The organism is Methylobacterium sp. D53M, from assembly GCF_053345625.1.
This window is the reverse complement of the sequence record NZ_JBKFAL010000008.1, coordinates 1-17,407: the sequence shown is the minus strand read 5'-3', so window position 1 is coordinate 17,407 and position 17,407 is coordinate 1. Positions and strand designations below refer to the sequence as shown.

At 73.0% G+C, this 17,407-nt stretch carries 14 protein-coding genes; 9 read left to right on the top strand and 5 right to left on the bottom strand.

What is annotated here, in order from left to right; genetic code table 11:
* Positions 1–127: 127 nt before the first annotated feature.
* Both ACLBYG_RS13845 and ACLBYG_RS13840 read right to left on the bottom strand, forming a co-directional pair.
* Positions 128–2,374: a TonB-dependent siderophore receptor gene (locus tag ACLBYG_RS13845; RefSeq protein WP_447681821.1), complete on the bottom strand. Its 2,247-nt coding sequence runs from the start codon at positions 2,372–2,374 to the stop codon at positions 128–130.
* Between the two features lie 229 nt (positions 2,375–2,603).
* A complete protein-coding gene (locus ACLBYG_RS13840; protein WP_447681820.1) occupies positions 2,604–3,971 on the bottom strand; it encodes an alpha/beta hydrolase in 1,368 nt (455 codons plus the stop codon).
* A gap of 285 nt (positions 3,972–4,256) precedes the next feature.
* Between ACLBYG_RS13840 and ACLBYG_RS13835 the strand changes: the two genes are divergently transcribed.
* Entirely contained in the window at positions 4,257–4,442 is a 186-nt protein-coding gene (locus ACLBYG_RS13835; RefSeq protein WP_056524620.1) for a hypothetical protein, read from the top strand.
* Between the two features lie 43 nt (positions 4,443–4,485).
* Here the strand turns inward: ACLBYG_RS13835 and ACLBYG_RS13830 are convergent, their stop codons facing one another.
* Entirely contained in the window at positions 4,486–6,123 is a 1,638-nt protein-coding gene (locus tag ACLBYG_RS13830; RefSeq protein ID WP_056524616.1) for an acyl-CoA synthetase, read from the bottom strand.
* Positions 6,124–6,229: 106 nt separating this feature from the next.
* Entirely contained in the window at positions 6,230–6,790 is a 561-nt protein-coding gene (locus ACLBYG_RS13825) for a PAS domain-containing protein (protein WP_020095561.1), read from the bottom strand.
* A gap of 372 nt (positions 6,791–7,162) precedes the next feature.
* On the opposite strand from ACLBYG_RS13825, the gene ACLBYG_RS13820 reads away from it, so the two are divergent.
* The 8 genes from ACLBYG_RS13820 (at position 7,163) to ACLBYG_RS13785 (ending at position 15,751) form a co-directional block, all read left to right on the top strand.
* Positions 7,163–7,810, top strand: a complete 648-nt coding sequence (locus ACLBYG_RS13820) for a ParA family protein (protein WP_012318487.1) — start codon at positions 7,163–7,165, stop codon at positions 7,808–7,810.
* Positions 7,794–8,117, top strand: a complete 324-nt coding sequence (locus tag ACLBYG_RS13815; protein WP_447681819.1) for a ribbon-helix-helix domain-containing protein — start codon at positions 7,794–7,796, stop codon at positions 8,115–8,117. The genes ACLBYG_RS13820 and ACLBYG_RS13815 overlap by 17 nt, the downstream gene beginning before the upstream one ends.
* 460 nt (positions 8,118–8,577) lie before the next feature.
* Positions 8,578–9,942, top strand: coding sequence for a septal ring lytic transglycosylase RlpA family protein (locus ACLBYG_RS13810; protein WP_447681929.1), 1,365 nt, complete (start codon positions 8,578–8,580; stop codon positions 9,940–9,942).
* A 195-nt stretch (positions 9,943–10,137) separates the two neighbouring features.
* Positions 10,138–11,382 (top strand): D-alanyl-D-alanine carboxypeptidase family protein, encoded by a 1,245-nt coding sequence (locus ACLBYG_RS13805; RefSeq protein WP_447681818.1) that lies wholly within the window; start codon positions 10,138–10,140, stop codon positions 11,380–11,382.
* 10 nt (positions 11,383–11,392) lie between these two features.
* Entirely contained in the window at positions 11,393–12,115 is a 723-nt protein-coding gene (gene tmk, locus ACLBYG_RS13800; protein ID WP_447681817.1) for a dTMP kinase, read from the top strand.
* A gap of 166 nt (positions 12,116–12,281) precedes the next feature.
* Positions 12,282–13,334, top strand: coding sequence for a DNA polymerase III subunit delta' (locus ACLBYG_RS13795; protein ID WP_447681816.1), 1,053 nt, complete (start codon positions 12,282–12,284; stop codon positions 13,332–13,334).
* A 141-nt stretch (positions 13,335–13,475) separates the two neighbouring features.
* Positions 13,476–14,036, top strand: coding sequence for a MarR family winged helix-turn-helix transcriptional regulator (locus ACLBYG_RS13790; protein WP_447681815.1), 561 nt, complete (start codon positions 13,476–13,478; stop codon positions 14,034–14,036).
* Positions 14,033–15,751, top strand: coding sequence for an FAD-dependent monooxygenase (locus ACLBYG_RS13785; RefSeq protein WP_447681814.1), 1,719 nt, complete (start codon positions 14,033–14,035; stop codon positions 15,749–15,751). Before ACLBYG_RS13790 ends, ACLBYG_RS13785 begins: the two co-directional genes overlap by 4 nt.
* 107 nt (positions 15,752–15,858) lie before the next feature.
* Here the strand turns inward: ACLBYG_RS13785 and ACLBYG_RS13780 are convergent, their stop codons facing one another.
* On the bottom strand, positions 15,859–16,833 hold the full coding sequence (locus ACLBYG_RS13780; RefSeq protein ID WP_447681813.1) for a helix-turn-helix domain-containing protein: 975 nt from the start codon (positions 16,831–16,833) through the stop codon (positions 15,859–15,861).
* Between the last annotated feature and the right edge of the window lie 574 nt (positions 16,834–17,407).

The following is a 17,407-nucleotide window of genomic DNA, read 5'->3' as shown; positions in this document are numbered from 1 at the left end:
AGCGAAGCAATCCAGCAGCGCCACGCCCGCCGATGTCGCGCTGCCCTGGATCGCCTCGCTCCGCTCGCGATGACGGGGCTGGTCACCATGCTGCGGGCGGCCGCAAACAAGAACCGCCCGAACCGCCTCACCACTTGTAGCTGACCTTCGCCAGCACCCGCCGGGCGTCGCCGTAGAAGCAGGACACGTTCGACTGGCAGGAGGCGACGTAGCGCCGATCGGCGAGGTTCGAGGCGTTCACCTGGAAGCGCCAGTTCTCGACATCGTAGTGCACCTGCGCGTCGAACAGCACGTAGTCGGGCACCCGCAGGGTGTTGGCCACGTCCGCGAAGGAGCTGCCGACGTAGCGCACGCCGCCGCCGAAGCCGAAGCCGCGCCACGGCCCGAGCGGGATGGTGTAGTCGGCGAACAGCGAGGCCAGGGTCTGGGGGATGTTGACCGGCGTCTTGCCCACCCGCACCGGATCGGCATCCCGCTCGGTGGTGAAGTCGAACTTGGTGAAGGACGCCACGAGGTTGAGGCCGTCGGCGACGTTGGCGACGAGCTGCGCCTCGAAGCCGGTGGAGCGCACCGCGCCGACCTGCGTCTGGAAGATCGTGTTCACCGGGTTGGGGGTGAGCACGTTGCTGCGGTGGATGTCGAAGCCCGCCAGCGTCAGGAAGTAGCCCTGGCCGGGCGGCTCGAACTTGACGCCGCCCTCGACCTGATCGCCGGTATCGGGCCTGAAGGTGCGGTTGTTGATGTCCACGCCGATCTGGGGCTGGAACGAGGTCGCGTACATGATGTAGGGCGCGAGGCCGAAGTCGAAGTTGTAGATCGCCGCCGCCCGGTAGGTGAAGGCGCTGTCGTTGCGGCCGTTGGTGTTGGCGGGCGTCAGGCGGTCGTAGACGGTGTTCTGGACGAAGTCCTGGCGGCCGCCGAGGATCAGGGTCAGCTCCGGCGTGAGCTTGATCTGGTCCTGGAAGTAGAGGCCGACCTGCTGGAACGAGTTGGCGTTGATCAGGTAGGGCGAGGCCGAGACCGCCTGCGGGCCGTAAGCGGGCGCGAGGATGTTGAGGTCGGGGCCGGGGAAGCCCGAGGCCTGGTTGTCGTGGATCTGGAAGTTCCGGTACTCCACGCCCATCAGGAAGTCGTGGCGGAAGAAGCCGTCGGAGAACTTGGCCTCGGCCTGCGTGTCGACGTCGAGCTGCGCGATCTTGGCGGAATCCCGGAACAGGTAGCGGCCGAGCTGGGTCTGGAGCGGGTCGGTGTAGCCGAGCTGGCCGATATAGGAGTTCTGGAAGCTCTGCGTGTAGCCGTAGCGGGCGTTCTGGCGCACCGCCCAGGTGTCGTCGAAGACGTGCTCGAACTCGTAGCCGATGAAGGCCTGGTCGCGCCGGAAGGTGTTGAAGCCGGCATCGCCCACGTTGAGCGAGCGCGGGATGCGCAGGCCGAGCACGGTCGGCCGGGCCGTGCCGTAATAGGGCAGGAAGTTCGCCGTCACGGCCGTGTTGTCGTGCTGGAAGCTCGACAGGATCGTGAACTTGGTCGACCCGTCCGGCTTATAGGTGAAGGCCGGGGCGATGTAGTAGCTGTCGTCCGGCGCGCCCTGGACCTGCGTGCCGCCGTTGCGGGCGTAGCCGGTCAGGCGGCCGAACCAGTGGCCCTCGGCGTCGGCCGGGCCGCCGACGTCGAAGGCGGCGTAGCGCTGGTCGAAGGAGCCGCCGCCGACCTCGACGAGCCCGAACGGGGTCTCGGTCGGGCGCTTGCTGATCTGGTTGATCAGGCCGCCGGGATTGCCGGCGCCGAACAGCACCGCCGAGGGGCCGCGCAGCACCTCGATGCGCTCCAGCCCGAACGTGTTCACGCGGCTGTAGGCGAAGCCGTAGTTCAGGAGCTGCAGGCCGTTGAGGTAGAGGCCGTAATCGCTGACCACGAAGCCGCGGAGCTGGAAGAAGTCGAGGCGCGTGTCGGCGCCGAAGGTGCCCGCGTAGGTGCCGGCGACGTACTGGGTCGCCTGGGTAAGGGTCTGGGCGTTCTGGGTGTCGAGCTGCTTGCGGCCCACGACGCTGATCGATTGCGGCGTCTCGATCAGCGGGGTGTTGGTCTTGGTCGCGGTCGCCGAGCGCCGGGCCACGTAGCCGTCGATTGGGCCGGTCGGGCTCTCCGCGCCGCGCACGGGTGCGCCGGCCGGGGCCCCGGAGGCCGGGCCGCCGCCCTGGCCGGTGACGCTCAGCTCCTCGAGCTGCACGCTGCCGCCGGCGGTCGGGCCGGCGCCGCCGCGGCGCGACGCGTCCTGGGCGAGGCTCGGCGCGGCCTGCGCCAGCACGGCGAGCGAGGCCCCGGCGAGCAGGGCGCGCAGGGTGATGCCGGGGAGGGGGTGGACGGCTCTCATGGTCTCTTGCCGGATGCGACGCTGCGGGCAGCCGACCGCGCGCGCCGGGACCCACCCCGGCGTCTCGGCCGCGCTGTTTAGAATTGTGATAAAGTACTGTAAAACTTGATCTTTCTCCATCCGGACTACGGGCAGCCGGACGCGGCCGCAAGCGGCCTTCACGCGGAAGGCGACGCCTGTTGCCGTAGCGACACGTATCGGTGGTGGGGCGGGGGGCGGTCCCGCGCGGCTACTTCACCCGGTCCGCGAGCCAGCCGGCCAGGACGTCCGCGACGGCGTCGCTGTTCGTCTCCAGCATCATCATGTGGCCGTTGCCGTGGAGGCCGCGGTCGGCCAGCCGGACCACGTCCGGCCTGGCGCCGGCCTGGGTCAGGAACGCGACGGTGCAGTCGTCGTAGGTCGCGTGGAACGAGGCCTCCGCGGTCACCACCACGGCCGGCACCTTGGCGAGGTTCGGCAGGGACCGGACGGGCTCGCCCTGCAGCCAGCAGCGGATCCGCCCGTCCGCGGCCCTGTCGGACTTGGATTCGGACCCCTTGGCCGCCTGCGCCACCGTCAGGTCCTCGGGCGCCCGGACCGGCGGGTCGAAGGTCAGCGGCATGCGGGTCAGCCCGTAGGCGCGGGCGCGCCCGTCGCCGGTCTTCTCCCAGAACTCCTTGCCGCCGCGGAACTGCACGTCGAAGAAGGGCGGGCCATTGGGCTCGACGGCGACATGGGCCTTCACGAGGTCCGGCCGCGCGTCCGAGGCCGCCCAGCCGAACAGGGCCGCCTGACCGTGGGTGAGCAGGATCGCCGGCCCGATCCTGTCCAGCAGCGCCACCAGGGCCGGGTCGACCCATTCCTCGGTCTGCTGGCTGTTGGCGAGGAAAGGGACCTGGCTGGCGAAGAACTGGTCGAAGGCGGCGTTGCCCTGCACGCCGGCCCCGCCCGGCCAGCGGGTGTGGAGCTTGGCCTGCGGGTAGAGGTCGTAGACCTCGGGCGCCGTGTGGGTGCGCTCCAGGCTGCGGGTGCCGAGCCGGTCGTAGGGGCCGTAGACCTCCGGGTTGGTGCCCGAGCGCCCGCGCCCGACCTGATCGACCACGTAGACCTGGTAGCCCTTCTCGACGAAGCGCTGCACCCAGCCCGGGCGGCCGTCCGCGGTGGCGAGGTAGTTCACGCCGGTCTGGGCGAGGCCGTGGACCATCACCACCGGGTAGGGCTGCGTGACCCGGGCCGGGGTGCGCGACTGCACGAACATCTGGCCGACCATCACGGTCTTATCGCCGAGCTTCTGGTAGCGGCCGCCGATGTAGAAGTAGCCGGCGCGGGTCACCGGCTCGGCCGGGCCCGGCTCCGCCGCCGCCGCTCCCGGCGCGGCGGGGGCGGGCGCCGCGCTCCGGGGCGGGGCGTTCGGAGGCGTCGCGGGCTGGGGAGCGGGCAGGGGCGCGGGCTGGGCCGGGACCGGCCCCTGCGCCCGGGCGGGGCCCGCGACAGGCCCGGCTCCCAGCACAGTTCCCAGTCCGGCGGCCAGGATCAGCCCCTGAGCGGCGCGCAGCACCGCGCGGGTGCCGTTCGCGATGCCGTTCGCGATGCCGCCCGCGATGCCGCTGCCGGCCATGCCGTCTCTCCCGGATGCGCGCCGCTCCGCGCCGGCGCTTATTGCGGGAAACGCAACGTTCCACCAGCCAGGAAAGCTGCACGGTCCCGCGCGATCATCGCCGGCCGGACGAAGCGTCGCGGCGACCGGGATCGCGGCCGAGCCCGGCCCTCCGCGCATGCCAGGCGCGACCGCGGCGGCGCTGGCGCGGCGCGGGCGGCGCGCCCACTTTGGGGAGGCACCGGCGCCACAGCGGCGCCCCCCGCCCGGATCGCCCGCGGCGGGGCGAAGCCAAGGACTCCCGCCGTGGATCCCGAAACCGCCAAGACCCTGGTCTCCGCCGCCCTGGTCGCGTCGATCACCCTGTTCAGCCTCGTGTCGCTCCAGGCGTTCGTCGCCCAGATCCTGGCCGACCTCCGCGACGCCGGGTCCGCCCCGAAGCCCGTGCCGGTGCCGGTGCGCGTCGACCGCCGGGATCCGCCGCAGGCCTGACCGGCCCGCCGCTCCGATCGACGGGTGCCGGGCCGGGCGCGGATCAGGCCCCGTCCTGCCGGGCCCGCTCGCGCAGGATGAACTTCTGCACCTTGCCGGTGGAGGTCTTCGGCAACTCGCCGAAGACCACGTGGCGGGGGAGCTTGTAGGAGGCCAGCCGCCCCCGGCACCACTGGATCAGCTCGTCGGCCGTGGGGGTCGCGCCGGCTTTGAGCTCGACGAAGGCGCAGGGCGTCTCGCCCCACTTCGCGTCGGGCTTGGCCACCACCGCGGCCGCGGCCACTGCCGGGTGCTTGAACAGGGCGTCCTCGACCTCGATCGACGAGATGTTCTCGCCGCCCGAGATGATGATGTCCTTCGAGCGGTCCTTGAGCTGCACGTAGCCGTCCGGGTGCTTCACCCCGAGGTCGCCGGTGCGGAACCAGCCGCCCTTGAAGGCGGCCTGCGTGGCCGCCGGGTTCTTGAGGTAGCCGCGCATCACCACGTTGCCGCGCATCATCACCTCGCCGATCGTCGCCCCGTCGGCGGGCACCGGCTCCAGCGTCTCCGGGTCGCGCACGTCGAGGGCCTCGAGCACCGGGTAGCGCACGCCCTGGCGGGCCTTCCGGGCCGCCCGCTGGTCGGCCGCCAGCGCGTCCCAGTCGGCGTGCCAGGCGTTGACCACCGCCGGGCCGTAGCTCTCGGTCAGGCCGTACAGGTGGGTCACGTCGAACCCGGCCTCCGACATGCCGGCCAGCACCGCCTCCGGCGGCGGGGCCGCGGCGGTGAAGAAGGCGACGCGCCGGGGCAGGTCGCGGCGCTCGGCATCGGGGGCGTTGATCAGCATCTGCATGACGATCGGCGCGCCGCAGAGATGCGTGACCCCGTGCTCGGCCATCAGCCGGTACATCGTCTCGGCCCGCACCTGCCGCAGGCAGACATGGGTCCCGGCCACGATCGACAGGGTCCAGGGGAAGCACCAGCCGTTGCAGTGGAACATCGGCAGGGTCCAGAGATAGACCGGGTGCTGGCCGAGCCCGCCCGTGATGACGTTGCCGAGGGCCAGCAGCGCCGCCCCGCGATGGTGGTAGACCACGCCCTTCGGGTCGCCGGTGGTGCCCGACGTGTAGTTCAGGGTGATCGCGTCCCACTCGTCGTCCGGCAGCCGCCAGTCGTGCTCCGGGTCGCCGCCGGCCAGGAAGGCCTCGTAGTCGGTCGCGCCCAGGCGGGCGCCCGGGCCGTCGTACTCGGGATCGTCGACGTCGATCACGAAGGGCTTGGGCTCCAGCCCCTCCAGGGCCCCGGCGGCCGTCCGGGAGAACTCGCGGTCGGTGATCAGCACCTTGGCCTCGCCGTGCTGCAGGCAGAAGCGGATCGCGTCGGCGTCGAGGCGGGTGTTGAGGGTGTTGAGCACCGCCCCGGTCATCGGCACGCCGTAGTGGCACTCGATCATCTCGGGGGTGTTGGCGAGCAGCGCCGCCACGGTGTCGCCGCGGCCGATCCCGCGCGCCGCCAGCGCCGAGGCGAGGCGGCGGGCCCGGGCGTAGACCTCCCGGTAGGGCCGCCGCAGGGGGCCGTGGACCACCGCGACGTGGTCGGGAAACACCCGCGCGGCCCGGTCCAGGTAGAGCAGGGGCGTCAGCGGCTGGTGGTTGGCCGGGACGCGGTCGAGGTCGCGGTCGTAGATCGTGTCGCGGGCCATCCCCGTCCTCCCGGCAAAGTGTTGCCGGGACAGTAGCTTGCCGGAACGGGAGCGATCAATCGGTCCGGCGGGGCTTCCGCGTCCCGTCGCGCTCTCAGTGGCGCGCTCAGTGGCGCGGCTCGTCCTCGGGCTCGGGCAGGAAGCGGGCGAGCTCGAAGCCGATCTCGATCATCAGGTGCTCGATCCGGTCGGTCAGCGACGGCCGGTGCAGGGCGCGGGCGAGGTCGCGCAGGGCGATGACGTGCTCGGCCATCCGGTTCACCACCCGCTCGCTCTGCACGAGGTTGGCGGCCTGCTCCTCGGTGCGGTCGATGGCGATGCCGCGCCCGCGGGTCGCCCCGCCGGCGGGGTCGCGCTCGATCCGGCCGCGCATCAGCAGCGTGCGGATCCCGGTGCGGGTGTCCTTCGTGCGGAACTCCGCCTCGACGGGACCGCCGGTCTCGGCCACCGCGTGGAGATAGCTCTCGATCCGGACGCGGTCCTCGGGATGGGTGCGGTCGAGGAAGGCCTCCAGGGACACGCCGGCGGCGGCCGCCTCGGGGTCCAGGCCGAGCAGATCCGCGAGCGGGGCCGAGAGCGCCAGCTGCCCCGCCCAGTAATCGTGGGCCCAGGTGCCCACGACGCCGGAGGCCTCCAAAATGGATTGCGGGATCGGGGCTTCGGACATGCCATTCCTCGATGGGGCGATCCTTGTCTTTAAACTTGAGGTTTTCACCCCCACCAAGCTCCTCGTCTCACCCGCGCTCACGCTACGGTATCCGGGCGTCGCTGGAAAGGCTGTTAACCCTCTATATGCCAAGAATCTTAACTTGAAGTTTAGACTGCTGTCCTGCTGCCGCACTGGGCGGGGATATCCGCGAGGGACCGTTGTCTTAACGGCTCGTTAACCATGTCGGCCCCAACCTGTGCCCCGACATCCTTGGGTCACAGGATCGCGGCACGCCGCGAATCCCATACCTGAGGTTGGCACAGACGGCGCGGCGACCGGCAGTTGCGGGCGCCCGGACGGATGTATGGGGCCTTCTGGAGGACGCCCGGGATGAAAGCGATCACCTTCGTCACGCAGAAGGGCGGCAGCGGCAAGAGCACGCTGTGCATCTCACTGGCGGTGGCCGCCCGGGAGGCGGGCCACACGGTCTGCATCCTGGAGATGGACCGGCAGGCCACGATCTCCGACTGGCTGGACCACCGCACGGCCGACGGTCCCGAGGTGGCGCAGATCGACGCCACCCAGATCGACGCCGTGATGGAGCGCCTGCGCGACTCAGCCTACGACTACGTGTTCATCGACACGCCCGGCGTCGATTCCACCGGCACCCTCTCGGCGATCCGCGCCGCGGATCTGTGCATCATCCCGTGCCGGCCGACCCCCGCGGACCTGCGGGCGTTCAAGCCGACCCTGGCCGCCGTCTACCGGCTGGAGAAGAAGTTCGCCTTCGTGCTGAACCAGACCCCGCCGCGCTCCTACCGGGTCCGCGACGCCGCGGACGGGCTCGCGGTGCTCGGCATCCTGCCCGACGTGAACATCGTCGCCCGCACCGACCACCAGGACGCGATCGGCCTCGGCCAGGGCGTCACCGAGTTCAACCCCAAGGGCCAGGCCGCCGGCGAGGTCCGCCGCCTCTGGTCGTGGATCGAGCGCCGCACGCAGTCCCTGAGGACGGGCCAGCATGTCCAAGCCGCCTAAGCTCAGCCTCGCGGCGATCGTGGCCTCGGCGAGCCCGCCGGCCCGGCCCCATGCGGCCCGGCCGCAGGGCGCCGAGATCGTGTCGCTCACCCTCGCGCCCCCGGCGCCGAAGCAGGCGGCCACGCTCAAGCAGCGCGCCCGCCAGATGTCGGTCTACCTGGAGCCGCCGGTCTACGACCAGCTGCGCGACCTCGCCTACGCCGAGCGGACCAAGATGCACGCGCTGATGCTGGAAGGCCTCGACCTGCTGTTCAAGCAGCGGGGCACCCAGTCGATCGGGCAGCTCACCGACACGCAGTCCCGCTGAGGGCGAACTCGGCCTTCGGCCTATTACACCCGGGGCGGCGCGGCCGCTCCGGAGCGTGCCGCTGCTGCGCGCGGCGCCTTCCGGCCCTCCGGGACCGCAGAGGGCCGGCGCGGATCAAGCGGCCCGCGGCCTCCGCACCGGCTCGGCCCCGAGCCATCGCGATCCTGGCCCCGCTCCCACACGGAAAAGTGGAGCGCCGCGCCCGGGGGCGGTCGGACGGGCGCGCCAGCAAGAATTTGAAAAATCCGTTCCCGAACAAGATGTTGCCCGTCGATCCGCGCGCAATGCTCGAGAACCGACCGGCCGCGCGGCCCGCTTCCTGAACCCGGCCGCAGCCCATCGTTCAGGCTTCCTTTACGCGACCGCTACAAATCTGGGTGGACCGATCGCGGCCCCGTGCACGCGGCCGGCTCCGGTCCGGTCGGGCCCCGCTCACGCGTAGAGTTTGGTGAAGTCCACGATGGTGCGCACGACGCTTCCCCGGCCGGCGCGCCTCGCCCTGCGGCTCATCGCCGTCTCGGGCGTGGCCCTGGCCACGGCCAACTGCGCGACCTCGCCTCAGCAGAAGCTCGCCGCCGGGAACGGGATCGACCCGAAATACGGGGTCAAGGCGAGCCCGCGCCTCTACAACGAGGGCGACGTGATCCCGAAGGGCGGCGGGCGCCGCTACACCGGCAAGCCCTACGTGGTGGCCGGGCAGACCTACGTGCCGAAGGAGAATCCGAGCGGCTACGTCCGCGAGGGGCTCGCCTCCTGGTACGGCTCGGCCTTCCACGGCCGCATGACCGCCAACGGCGAGGTCTTCGACCGCCACTCGATCGCCGCCGCCCACCCGACCCTGCCGCTGCCGAGCTACGCCCGGGTGACGAACCTCGAGAACGGCTACTCGATGCTGGTGCGCGTCAACGACCGCGGCCCCTACCATGCCGGCCGGGTCATGGACGTGTCGGAGGATGCGGCCGAAGCGCTGGGCTTCCACCGCAGGGGCACCGCGCGGGTGCGCGTCGAGTATGTCGGCAAGGCCTCGGTGGCCGGCAGCGACGACCGCAAGCTCCTCGCGAGCCTGCGCACCGACGGGCGGCCCGCCGGCCGCTCGACCGTGATGGTGGCCGATCTCGGCCCGACGGAGGACACCGAGCGCTACACGCGCTCCGCCCCGGCGCTGGCCTTCAAACCCGCCCAGGAGGCGGAAGAGAGCGGGACGGCGGCCGAGAAGGCGCCCGCCGAGGCCCCGGCCGCCCGGCCCGAGCGGGCGGCGCCGGTGCGCGCGCCGATCGTGCTGGCCTCGGCCGCCGTGACGGTCCCGGCGGCCGTGCAGCCCACCGCGTCGCGGGTGCGCGAGTTCCGGCCCGCCCCGGTGCCGGCCGTCGCCGCCAGGGGCGGCCTCGGGGCCGGGACCCTGAAGGTCGCGGGTCTCAACCCGGCCCACACCCCCGGCCTCGCCCCGGCCGCGCCGCCGGCGCACGGTCATGCCGCCGGGAAGGCCGGCCCGAAGGCCGGCCCGGCCCTCGCCGAAGTCCATCGCCGGGCGGTCCCGGCGCCCGGGACCGTGAAGCTCGCCAAGGCGTCGTCGGGCCCGTCCTCCGCGCCGCACGGCGCGTCCCCGGCCGCGATGCCCGCCGCGATGCCGGCCTCGGCCAAGCTCGCCATGGCGCGCCTCGCCGCGGTGCCGGCCAGAGCGTCGGCCACGAAGGCCGGTGCGCCGGCCGCGAACGGCTCCGTGACCACCTCTGCCAAGACCGCCCCCAAGGCCCCCGCCGCCAAGGGGCCGGCCACCAAGACCGCCGGTAAGGCGGGACACGCCCGCCTCGCCGGGATCTACTGACGGCGGCGCCCGGGCCGACCCGCGGCCGCCCGACGGGTCCGGCGGCCCATGTGGCGGCCCATGTGGCGGTCGATGCGGCGGCCAATGCGGCATTTCGCATTCGATCCGGCGCCGAAACCGTAATATGGTCACGCTTGTTATTGGGATACGGGCGGGACGCTTCCGGCCCGACGGCAGGCGCGGGACGGAACGGTGATGCGCAGACCCCTTCTCACCCTTCTCGCGGCCGCCTGCGCGCTGGGCGCCGGCCTCGCCGCCGCCGCCGCGCAGACTTTCCAGACCGCGGCCCCGCACGCGATCCTGATCGACGCCGATTCCGGCTCGGTCCTGTTCGAGAAGGCCGCCGACGAGCGGTTCTCGCCGGCCAGCATGGCCAAGCTCATGACCACCGACATCGTGTTCGAGGCGCTGAAATCCGGCCGCCTGTCGATGGACACGGAGTTCACCGTCACCGAGGACGCGTGGAAGCGCGGCGGGGCCGGGGGCGGCGGCTCGTCGATGTTCGCGCAGGTGAACAGCCGCATCAAGATGTCGGACCTGCTGCGCGGCCTGATCGTGCAGTCGGGCAACGACGCGGCCATCACCATCGCGGAGAACATGGCCGGCTCCGAGGAGGCCTTCGCCGGGCTGATGAACCAGCGCGCCAAGGAGATCGGGCTGACGAACTCGACCTTCCGCAACGCCACCGGCTACTCGGCGCCCGACCAGAAGGTCACGGCCCGGGACATGGCGAAGCTCGCGCTGCACATCATCGACACCTACCCGGACTACTACAAGATCTTCGCCGAGAAGGAGTTCACCTGGAACAAGATCCGCCAGCAGAACCGCAACCCGCTGCTCGCCCTCGACATCGGCGCGGACGGGCTCAAGACCGGCTACCTAGAGGAATCCGGCTACGCGCTCACCGGCTCGGCGGTGCAGAACGGCCAGCGGCTCGTGCTGGTGGTCTCGGGGCTCAAGACCGCCCGGGACCGCGCCTCCGAGTCGCGCAAGCTGATGGAGTGGGGGTTCCGCGCCTTCGAGCCCCGGCAGGTCTTCGCGCCGGGCGAGACCGTGGCCGAGGCCTCGGTGTTCGGCGGCCAGTCGGGCTCGGTGCCGCTGGTGGCGAAGAAGCCCGTGCGGGTGCTGCTGCCGCGGGGCTCCAGCGACCGGGTCAGCGCCAGGGCGATCTATACCGGGCCGCTCATCGCCCCGGTGGAGGAGGGCCAGCGGGTCGGGATCCTGCGCGTCCAGCGCGGCGACACCGTCGCCCTCGACCAGCCGCTCTTCGCCGGCGCCGCGGTGGAGCCCGGCACCCTGTCGCAGCGGGCGATGGACGCGGCGCTGGAATTCGGCACCGGCCTCGTCCGCAAGGCCTTCGACCGGGCCGGCAAGGGAACCGACAAGGGCGGGGACAAGGGGACCGACAAGGGTGCTGCCGGGGCGGCCAACCCGTCGTGACGGCGCGCGCGTGACCGGGCCGCTGTCCGGGGCTCCCGCCGGGGCGGGCGGCACCTTCATCACCGTCGAGGGCGGGGAGGGGGCCGGCAAGTCGACCCAGATCGCCCGCCTCGCCGCGACCCTGCGCGCGCGCTCGGGGCGGCCCGTCTGCGTGACGCGCGAGCCCGGCGGCTCGCCGCGGGCGGAGGAGATCCGCACGGCGCTGCTCGACGGCGTCGCCAAGCCCTACGGCCCCTTCGCGGAGGCCCTGCTGTTCAGCGCCGCCCGGATCGACCATCTCGACCGGCTGATCCGCCCGGCGCTCCGCCGGGGCGAGACCGTGCTGTGCGACCGGTTCATCGACTCGACCCGGGCCTACCAGGGCGCCGCCGGGGGGCTCGATCCCGGGCTCGTGGACGCCCTGGAGCGGGTCGTCGTCGGCCCGACCCGGCCCGATCTCACCCTGATCCTCGACCTCGCCCCCGAGTCCGGCCTCGCCCGCGCGGCCGGGCGCGGCGCCCGGACGGGGCAGGGGGCCGACCGGTTCGAGGCCGAGGCCCTCGACTTCCACATCCGGCTGCGGGAGGCCTTCCTGGCGATCGCCCGGGCGGAACCGGGGCGCTGCGCGGTGATCGACGCGTCCCGCGATCCCGACACGGTCGAGGCGGCGATCCGCGCCGCCGTCGCGTCCCGGCTGCCGGCGCTCCTGCCCGACCGGCCGGCGGGGGCGGGCCGGAGCGGCGACGCCGCGTGAGCGGCCGTACGGGCGTGGCCGGTCCCGGCCCGACCGGTCCCATCCTGGCCGGCGGCCGTGTAAGCAGTCGCGCGGGCGCGCCGCCCAGATCGGAGCCCGCCGGCCCGCGCCGTGAGACTCACTCCATGAAGCCCGCCCGTGAAGCCCGCCCCGTGAGACCCGCCCCGTGAAGCCCACCGACCGCGCCGCCGACGACGTCGAGCCCGGGGACCTCGCCGGGATCCCGCGCCCGCGCGAGACCCTCGGGCTCGTCGGCCACGCGGCCGCGGCCGACGCCTTCGCGGCCGCCATCGCGGCGGGGCGCCTGCACCACGCGTGGCTGATCGGCGGCGCCCCCGGCATCGGCAAGGCGACCCTGGCTTACCGGGTCGCCCGGCGCCTGCTCGCCTACCCGGGGGGCGGGGGCCCGGCGGGCCTCGCCGTGCCGGCGGGCGACGCCGTCCTCGGCAAGGTGGCGGGCCTGTCGCACCCGAACCTCGTGGTCCTGCGCCGCCACCGGAGCGCCGGCGCCAAGACGCTGCCGACCAAGATCTCGGTCGACGCCGTGCGCCGCGCCCTCGACCTGTTCGCCTCGACGGCCGCGGATTCGGGCTGGCGCGTCTGCATCCTCGACAGCGCCGAGGACCTGAACGCCAACGCCGCCAACGCGCTGCTGAAGGTGCTGGAGGAGCCGCCGCCCCGCGCGCTGTTCCTGATCCTGTCCCACCAGCCCGGCCGGCTGCTGCCGACCATCCGCTCCCGCTGCCGGACGCTGATGCTGCGCCCCCTCCCGGCCGAGGACGTCGCCCGGGTGGTGCGCGGCCTGCCCGAGCCCTTCGCGCAGCCCGACGAGACCGCCCTGGCCCGGGCGCTGGCCCAGTGCGAGGGCTCGGTCGCCCGCGCGCTCGCGATGCTCGATCCGGTCACCGCCGGCCTCGTGGCCGAGATCGAGACCCTGCTGGCGCGGGCGCGCACGCCCGACTGGGGCCGGGTGCTCAAGCTCGCCGAGACCCTGGCGGGCCGCGACGCCGAGGCGCGGTTCGAGGCCGCCCAGGACGCGGTGCTGCGCTTCGTCTCGGCCGAGATCGACCGGCGCCGGGATGAGCCCCCCGCCCGCCTCGCGGCCCTGGTGGAGGTCGCCGACCGGTTCGGCCGCGCCGCCCGGGAGGCGGCGATCTACAACCTCGACCGGCGCCCGGTCGTGCTGTCGCTGTTCGGGGATCTCGCGGCGGTGGCTTAGGGCCCGGCGGGCACCCGTCCCCGTATCCGACATCCGGATCCGGCCCGCCGCCGGCGTGGAACCGTCCGGCGCCGGCGCCGTTGTCCGCACGATGACAGCATACTGTCATTCTGACAATATCCTGCCGCCAGGACGTGCCCCATGGAGCCCGACCCGCCTCGGACAGCCCGCGACCGCGACCGGACCCGGCACGCCCTGTCGGACCTCGTGGTCGCGGTGTTCCGCCTCAACGGCGACCTGCTCGCGGCCGGCGACACGCTGGTGCAGGATCTCGGGCTCACCAGCGCCCGCTGGCAGGTGCTGGGGGCCATCGCCCTCGCGCCGGCGCCGCTGCCCGTCGCCCACATCGCCCGCAACATGGGCCTCGCCCGCCAGTCGGTGCAGCGCCTCGTCGGCGAGATGCGGGCCGACGGGCTGATCCGGCTCGCGCCCAACCCCCACCACCGCCGCGCACCCCTCGTCGCCATGACCCCGCGGGGCGCGGAGGCCTACCGGCAGGCGATGGCGCGCAACGCCCTCTGGTCGGACGGGCTCACCGAGGGCCTCGCGCCCGAGGCCGTCGAGGCCGCCGCCGCGCTGCTGCAGGGCCTGCAGCGGCGGATCGGCGCCTCCCACGCCGCCATCGCGTCCATCGCCGCGGAGGCCCGGCAGGAGACCCCGCACGAGACCCGACAGGAAAGCCGACAGGAGACCGACCGATGACCGACGCCCACGCCGCCCCGGGCTACGACGCCGACGTGATCGTCGTCGGCGCGGGCCCCGTCGGCCTGACCGCGGGCTGCGCCCTGCGCCATCACGGCGTGTCGTGCCTGGTCCTGGAGCAGCGCGCGGAGGTCAGGGCGTACTCGCGGGCCAACAATCTCTGGGCCCGCCCGCAGGAGCTGCTCGCCGGCATCGGCCTGCGCGACGCCCTGGCGGAGAACGCCTACGCGGTCCGCACCATCAACTTCTTCGTCGACGGCGCGCCGACGGCGCCGATCCCCATCGCCGACGTCGCCAGCCCCTATCCCGATGTCCTGTACAGCGGGCAGGACGTGATCGAGCGGACCCTGATCGACGCGTTCGAGGCCCGCGGCGGCCGGCTGGACCGGGGCTGCACGGTGACCGGCATCAACCAGGACGCGGCGGGCGTCACCGTGACCCTCCGGCGGGGCGCGGACGGGCCGGAGACGCGGCTGCGCGCCCGCTACTGCGTGGCCGCCGACGGGGCCCGGAGCACGGTCCGCGCCCGGCTCGGCCTGGATTTCGAGCCCGAGCGGCTCACGGGCTGCATGAACCGGCAGGTCGACGCCCGGCTGTCCTGGCGCCGCGGGTCCGAGCCGGACCAGCTCTGGTTCTTCTACTACCCGCGCGGCTTCGCCGGCATCATGCCGGTCTGGGGCGGCTACCACCGGCTGTTCTTCCTGGCCGACGACGCCGGCGTGCCGGACCGCGACCCGACGCTCGCGGAGATCCAGGCCCTCGCCCGGGAGGTCACCGGCGACGAGACCCTCACCCTGAGCGACCCGCAATGGCTCACCCACAGCCGCTTCGCCTACGGGGTCTCCCCCGGCTACGCGCGGGGCCGCGTCTTCCTGGCGGGCGATGCCGGGCACCTGTCCCTGCCGATCGGCGGCCAGGGAATGAATGCTGGCCTCCACGACGCGGTCGAGATCGCGTGGCGGCTGGCCATGACCCTGCGGGGCGAGGCGGCGCCCGCCATCCTCGACTCCTACGACGGCGAGCGCGGCGGCGAGCACGCCCGGCTGAGCGCCCAGCAGGTGCGCGGGTTCCGGTGGACCGTCTATCGCGGCCCCGTCACCGACACGGTGCTGGGGCTGGCCGCGAAGGCGCTGCCGAACCTGGGCTCCCTGCTGCAGGGGACGGACGACATGCAGCAGATGGGCGTCGCCTATCCCGGCAGCCTCCTGAACGCGGATCACCTGTCGGGCCTCGCGAACCTGACGCACCTGCTGCGGCCGGGGCCGAAGCCGGGCCAGCGCGCGCCGGACGCGCCGGTGACGCGGGACGGGGTGCGCACGCGCCTGTTCCCGTTCCTCTACAACCCGGACGGATGGACGACGGGCTGGGCGCTCCTGTGCTTCGACGGACGGTCGCCGGAGGCGGCGCCCGCCCTTCTGGAGGCGGTCCGGGCCGTGGCGCCCTGGCCCTGGCTGCGTCCGCGGCTCGTCCTCGCCGGCCCCCTGATCGCGGCGGCGGAGGTGCCCGTCCTTTCGGATCTGGACGGCCGGGCACACGGCGCCTACGGGCTGGAGGGCCGGCCGGCGCTCGTGCTGGTGCGCCCGGACGGGCACATCGCCTTCCGGAGCGGCGCGGATCGGACCGACCGCCTGATCGCGTATTGCCGCGCGCTCTTCGACGCGGCGGGGCGCGCGGCCGGGGAAGCGGTGCGGCCGGAGGCGGCTTGCGCCGGGTGAGGGCAGCGGGGGCCGCGACGTCGGTGCCGTGCCCCGGGGCACGGCTCCGCCCCTCGTCCCGGCGCCGCGTCCCGGCCGAGCGCGACCGGCACCGGAGTCGCGGCGTCTCACGGATCCGGCCGGCTGCCGGACAGGCGCAAGATCGCGGCTTCCCTGTAGGCGCGGGGCGACAGGCCGTGGCGGTCCTTGAAGCGCCGGGCGAAATGGGCCTGGCTCGCGAAGCCGCACTCGTAGGCCACGACGCCGATCGGGCGGTGCAGGCTGACCGGATCGGAGAGGCGCCTGGCCGCCGCCGCGAGGCGGCGCTCCCAGATCCAGTCGGAGATGTGCTGGCCGCGCTCGTGGAACATCTCCTGGAGCCGGCGCAGGGACACGCCCATCGCGGCGGCGAGCCGGGGCGGATCGAGGGTCTGGTCGCCGAGATTCGCCTCGACATGGGCCTTGGCGCGCTGGACCACGACGCTGCCGTGCAGGGAATGCGGCACCTCCCGGGCCATCCGATCCGCGAGCGCGGCCACGATCAGATCCACGCCGATGGTCGCCATGCGCTCCGCCGCCTCGGGGGAGAGCTGCCGGTTCACCCGGAGCAGATCCCCGAAGAAGGTCGTCACCAGGCGGGTCGTGGCCGATCCGGCGGGCATCGTCAGGGCCGCGAACAGCCGGGCCGGTCCGAGCAGGCCCTCGAGGCGCTCCCGCGGCAGGGCCATGACCAGTGTCTGGCCATCCGTGCGCGCGTCCAGCACGCCCGGGTGATGGTCGATGACGGTGAGGTCTCCCGTCCCCTGCACCGCCTCGCGGCCGTGCTGCTGAAAGGTGGACGCGCCGGCGAGACGGAAGTTCAAGCGGATCAGCCCGTCAGGCCGGCGCCGGACCGTATCGGCGGTGATCGTGGTCGTGAGGGCGCTCTGGGTGATCCGGCTGAAGGTCAGCGGGCCGACGGCGCCGATCTCGATCTCGCCCGCGAACGGCCCGTCGGCGCGCCGCCGCTGCTCGATTGGCCCGATCCGTTCGGCGACGACCTCCTGCCAGAGCTTGAAGCGCGTCCGGGGATGTGTCCCGGCCGTCGAGAAGACCCGGCGCATCAGGCCGCTCGGAGAGGCGCCGGCGCGCGGCCTCCGGAGAACCCGTCCGTTGCGCGGAGCCGGATGCCCCGGAGCGTGACCTGAAGACAAGTCATCGACGACAGATAGATCACATCACCCCCATATTCGATCGATCAATTCAGCAATAATCGACTTATTTTCTCTGTTATTCGCGATATATCGAACCGTTTACGGCCATAAATCCGATCTCTATAGACATTTCGTCGACAAAGACCCGGCAATACCGATTCGAATCGCTCATATGTCACGCTCCTTCGTCCCTCAAGCTCCGAGAATAACTTAGCGAGCGGATCTGCGTCCGCTGGCGCTCGGCATTCCGGGCCGATGTGACGTCGATGACGGCCGTGCGTGGTGCACCGATCCGGCGGCGCGACGGAACGCCGGCAGGGCTCGGCCCATGTGACGGTGCCAGCGGCCGATGAGTCTTCGGCACCGACGTCCTCGCGAGCGGAGCGAAGCAATCCAGCAGCGCGACGCCTGCCAATGTTGCGCGACCCTGGGTCGCTTCGCTGCGCTCGCGATGACGGTGAGGCGTCGTCGAGGGCGGCGCGCG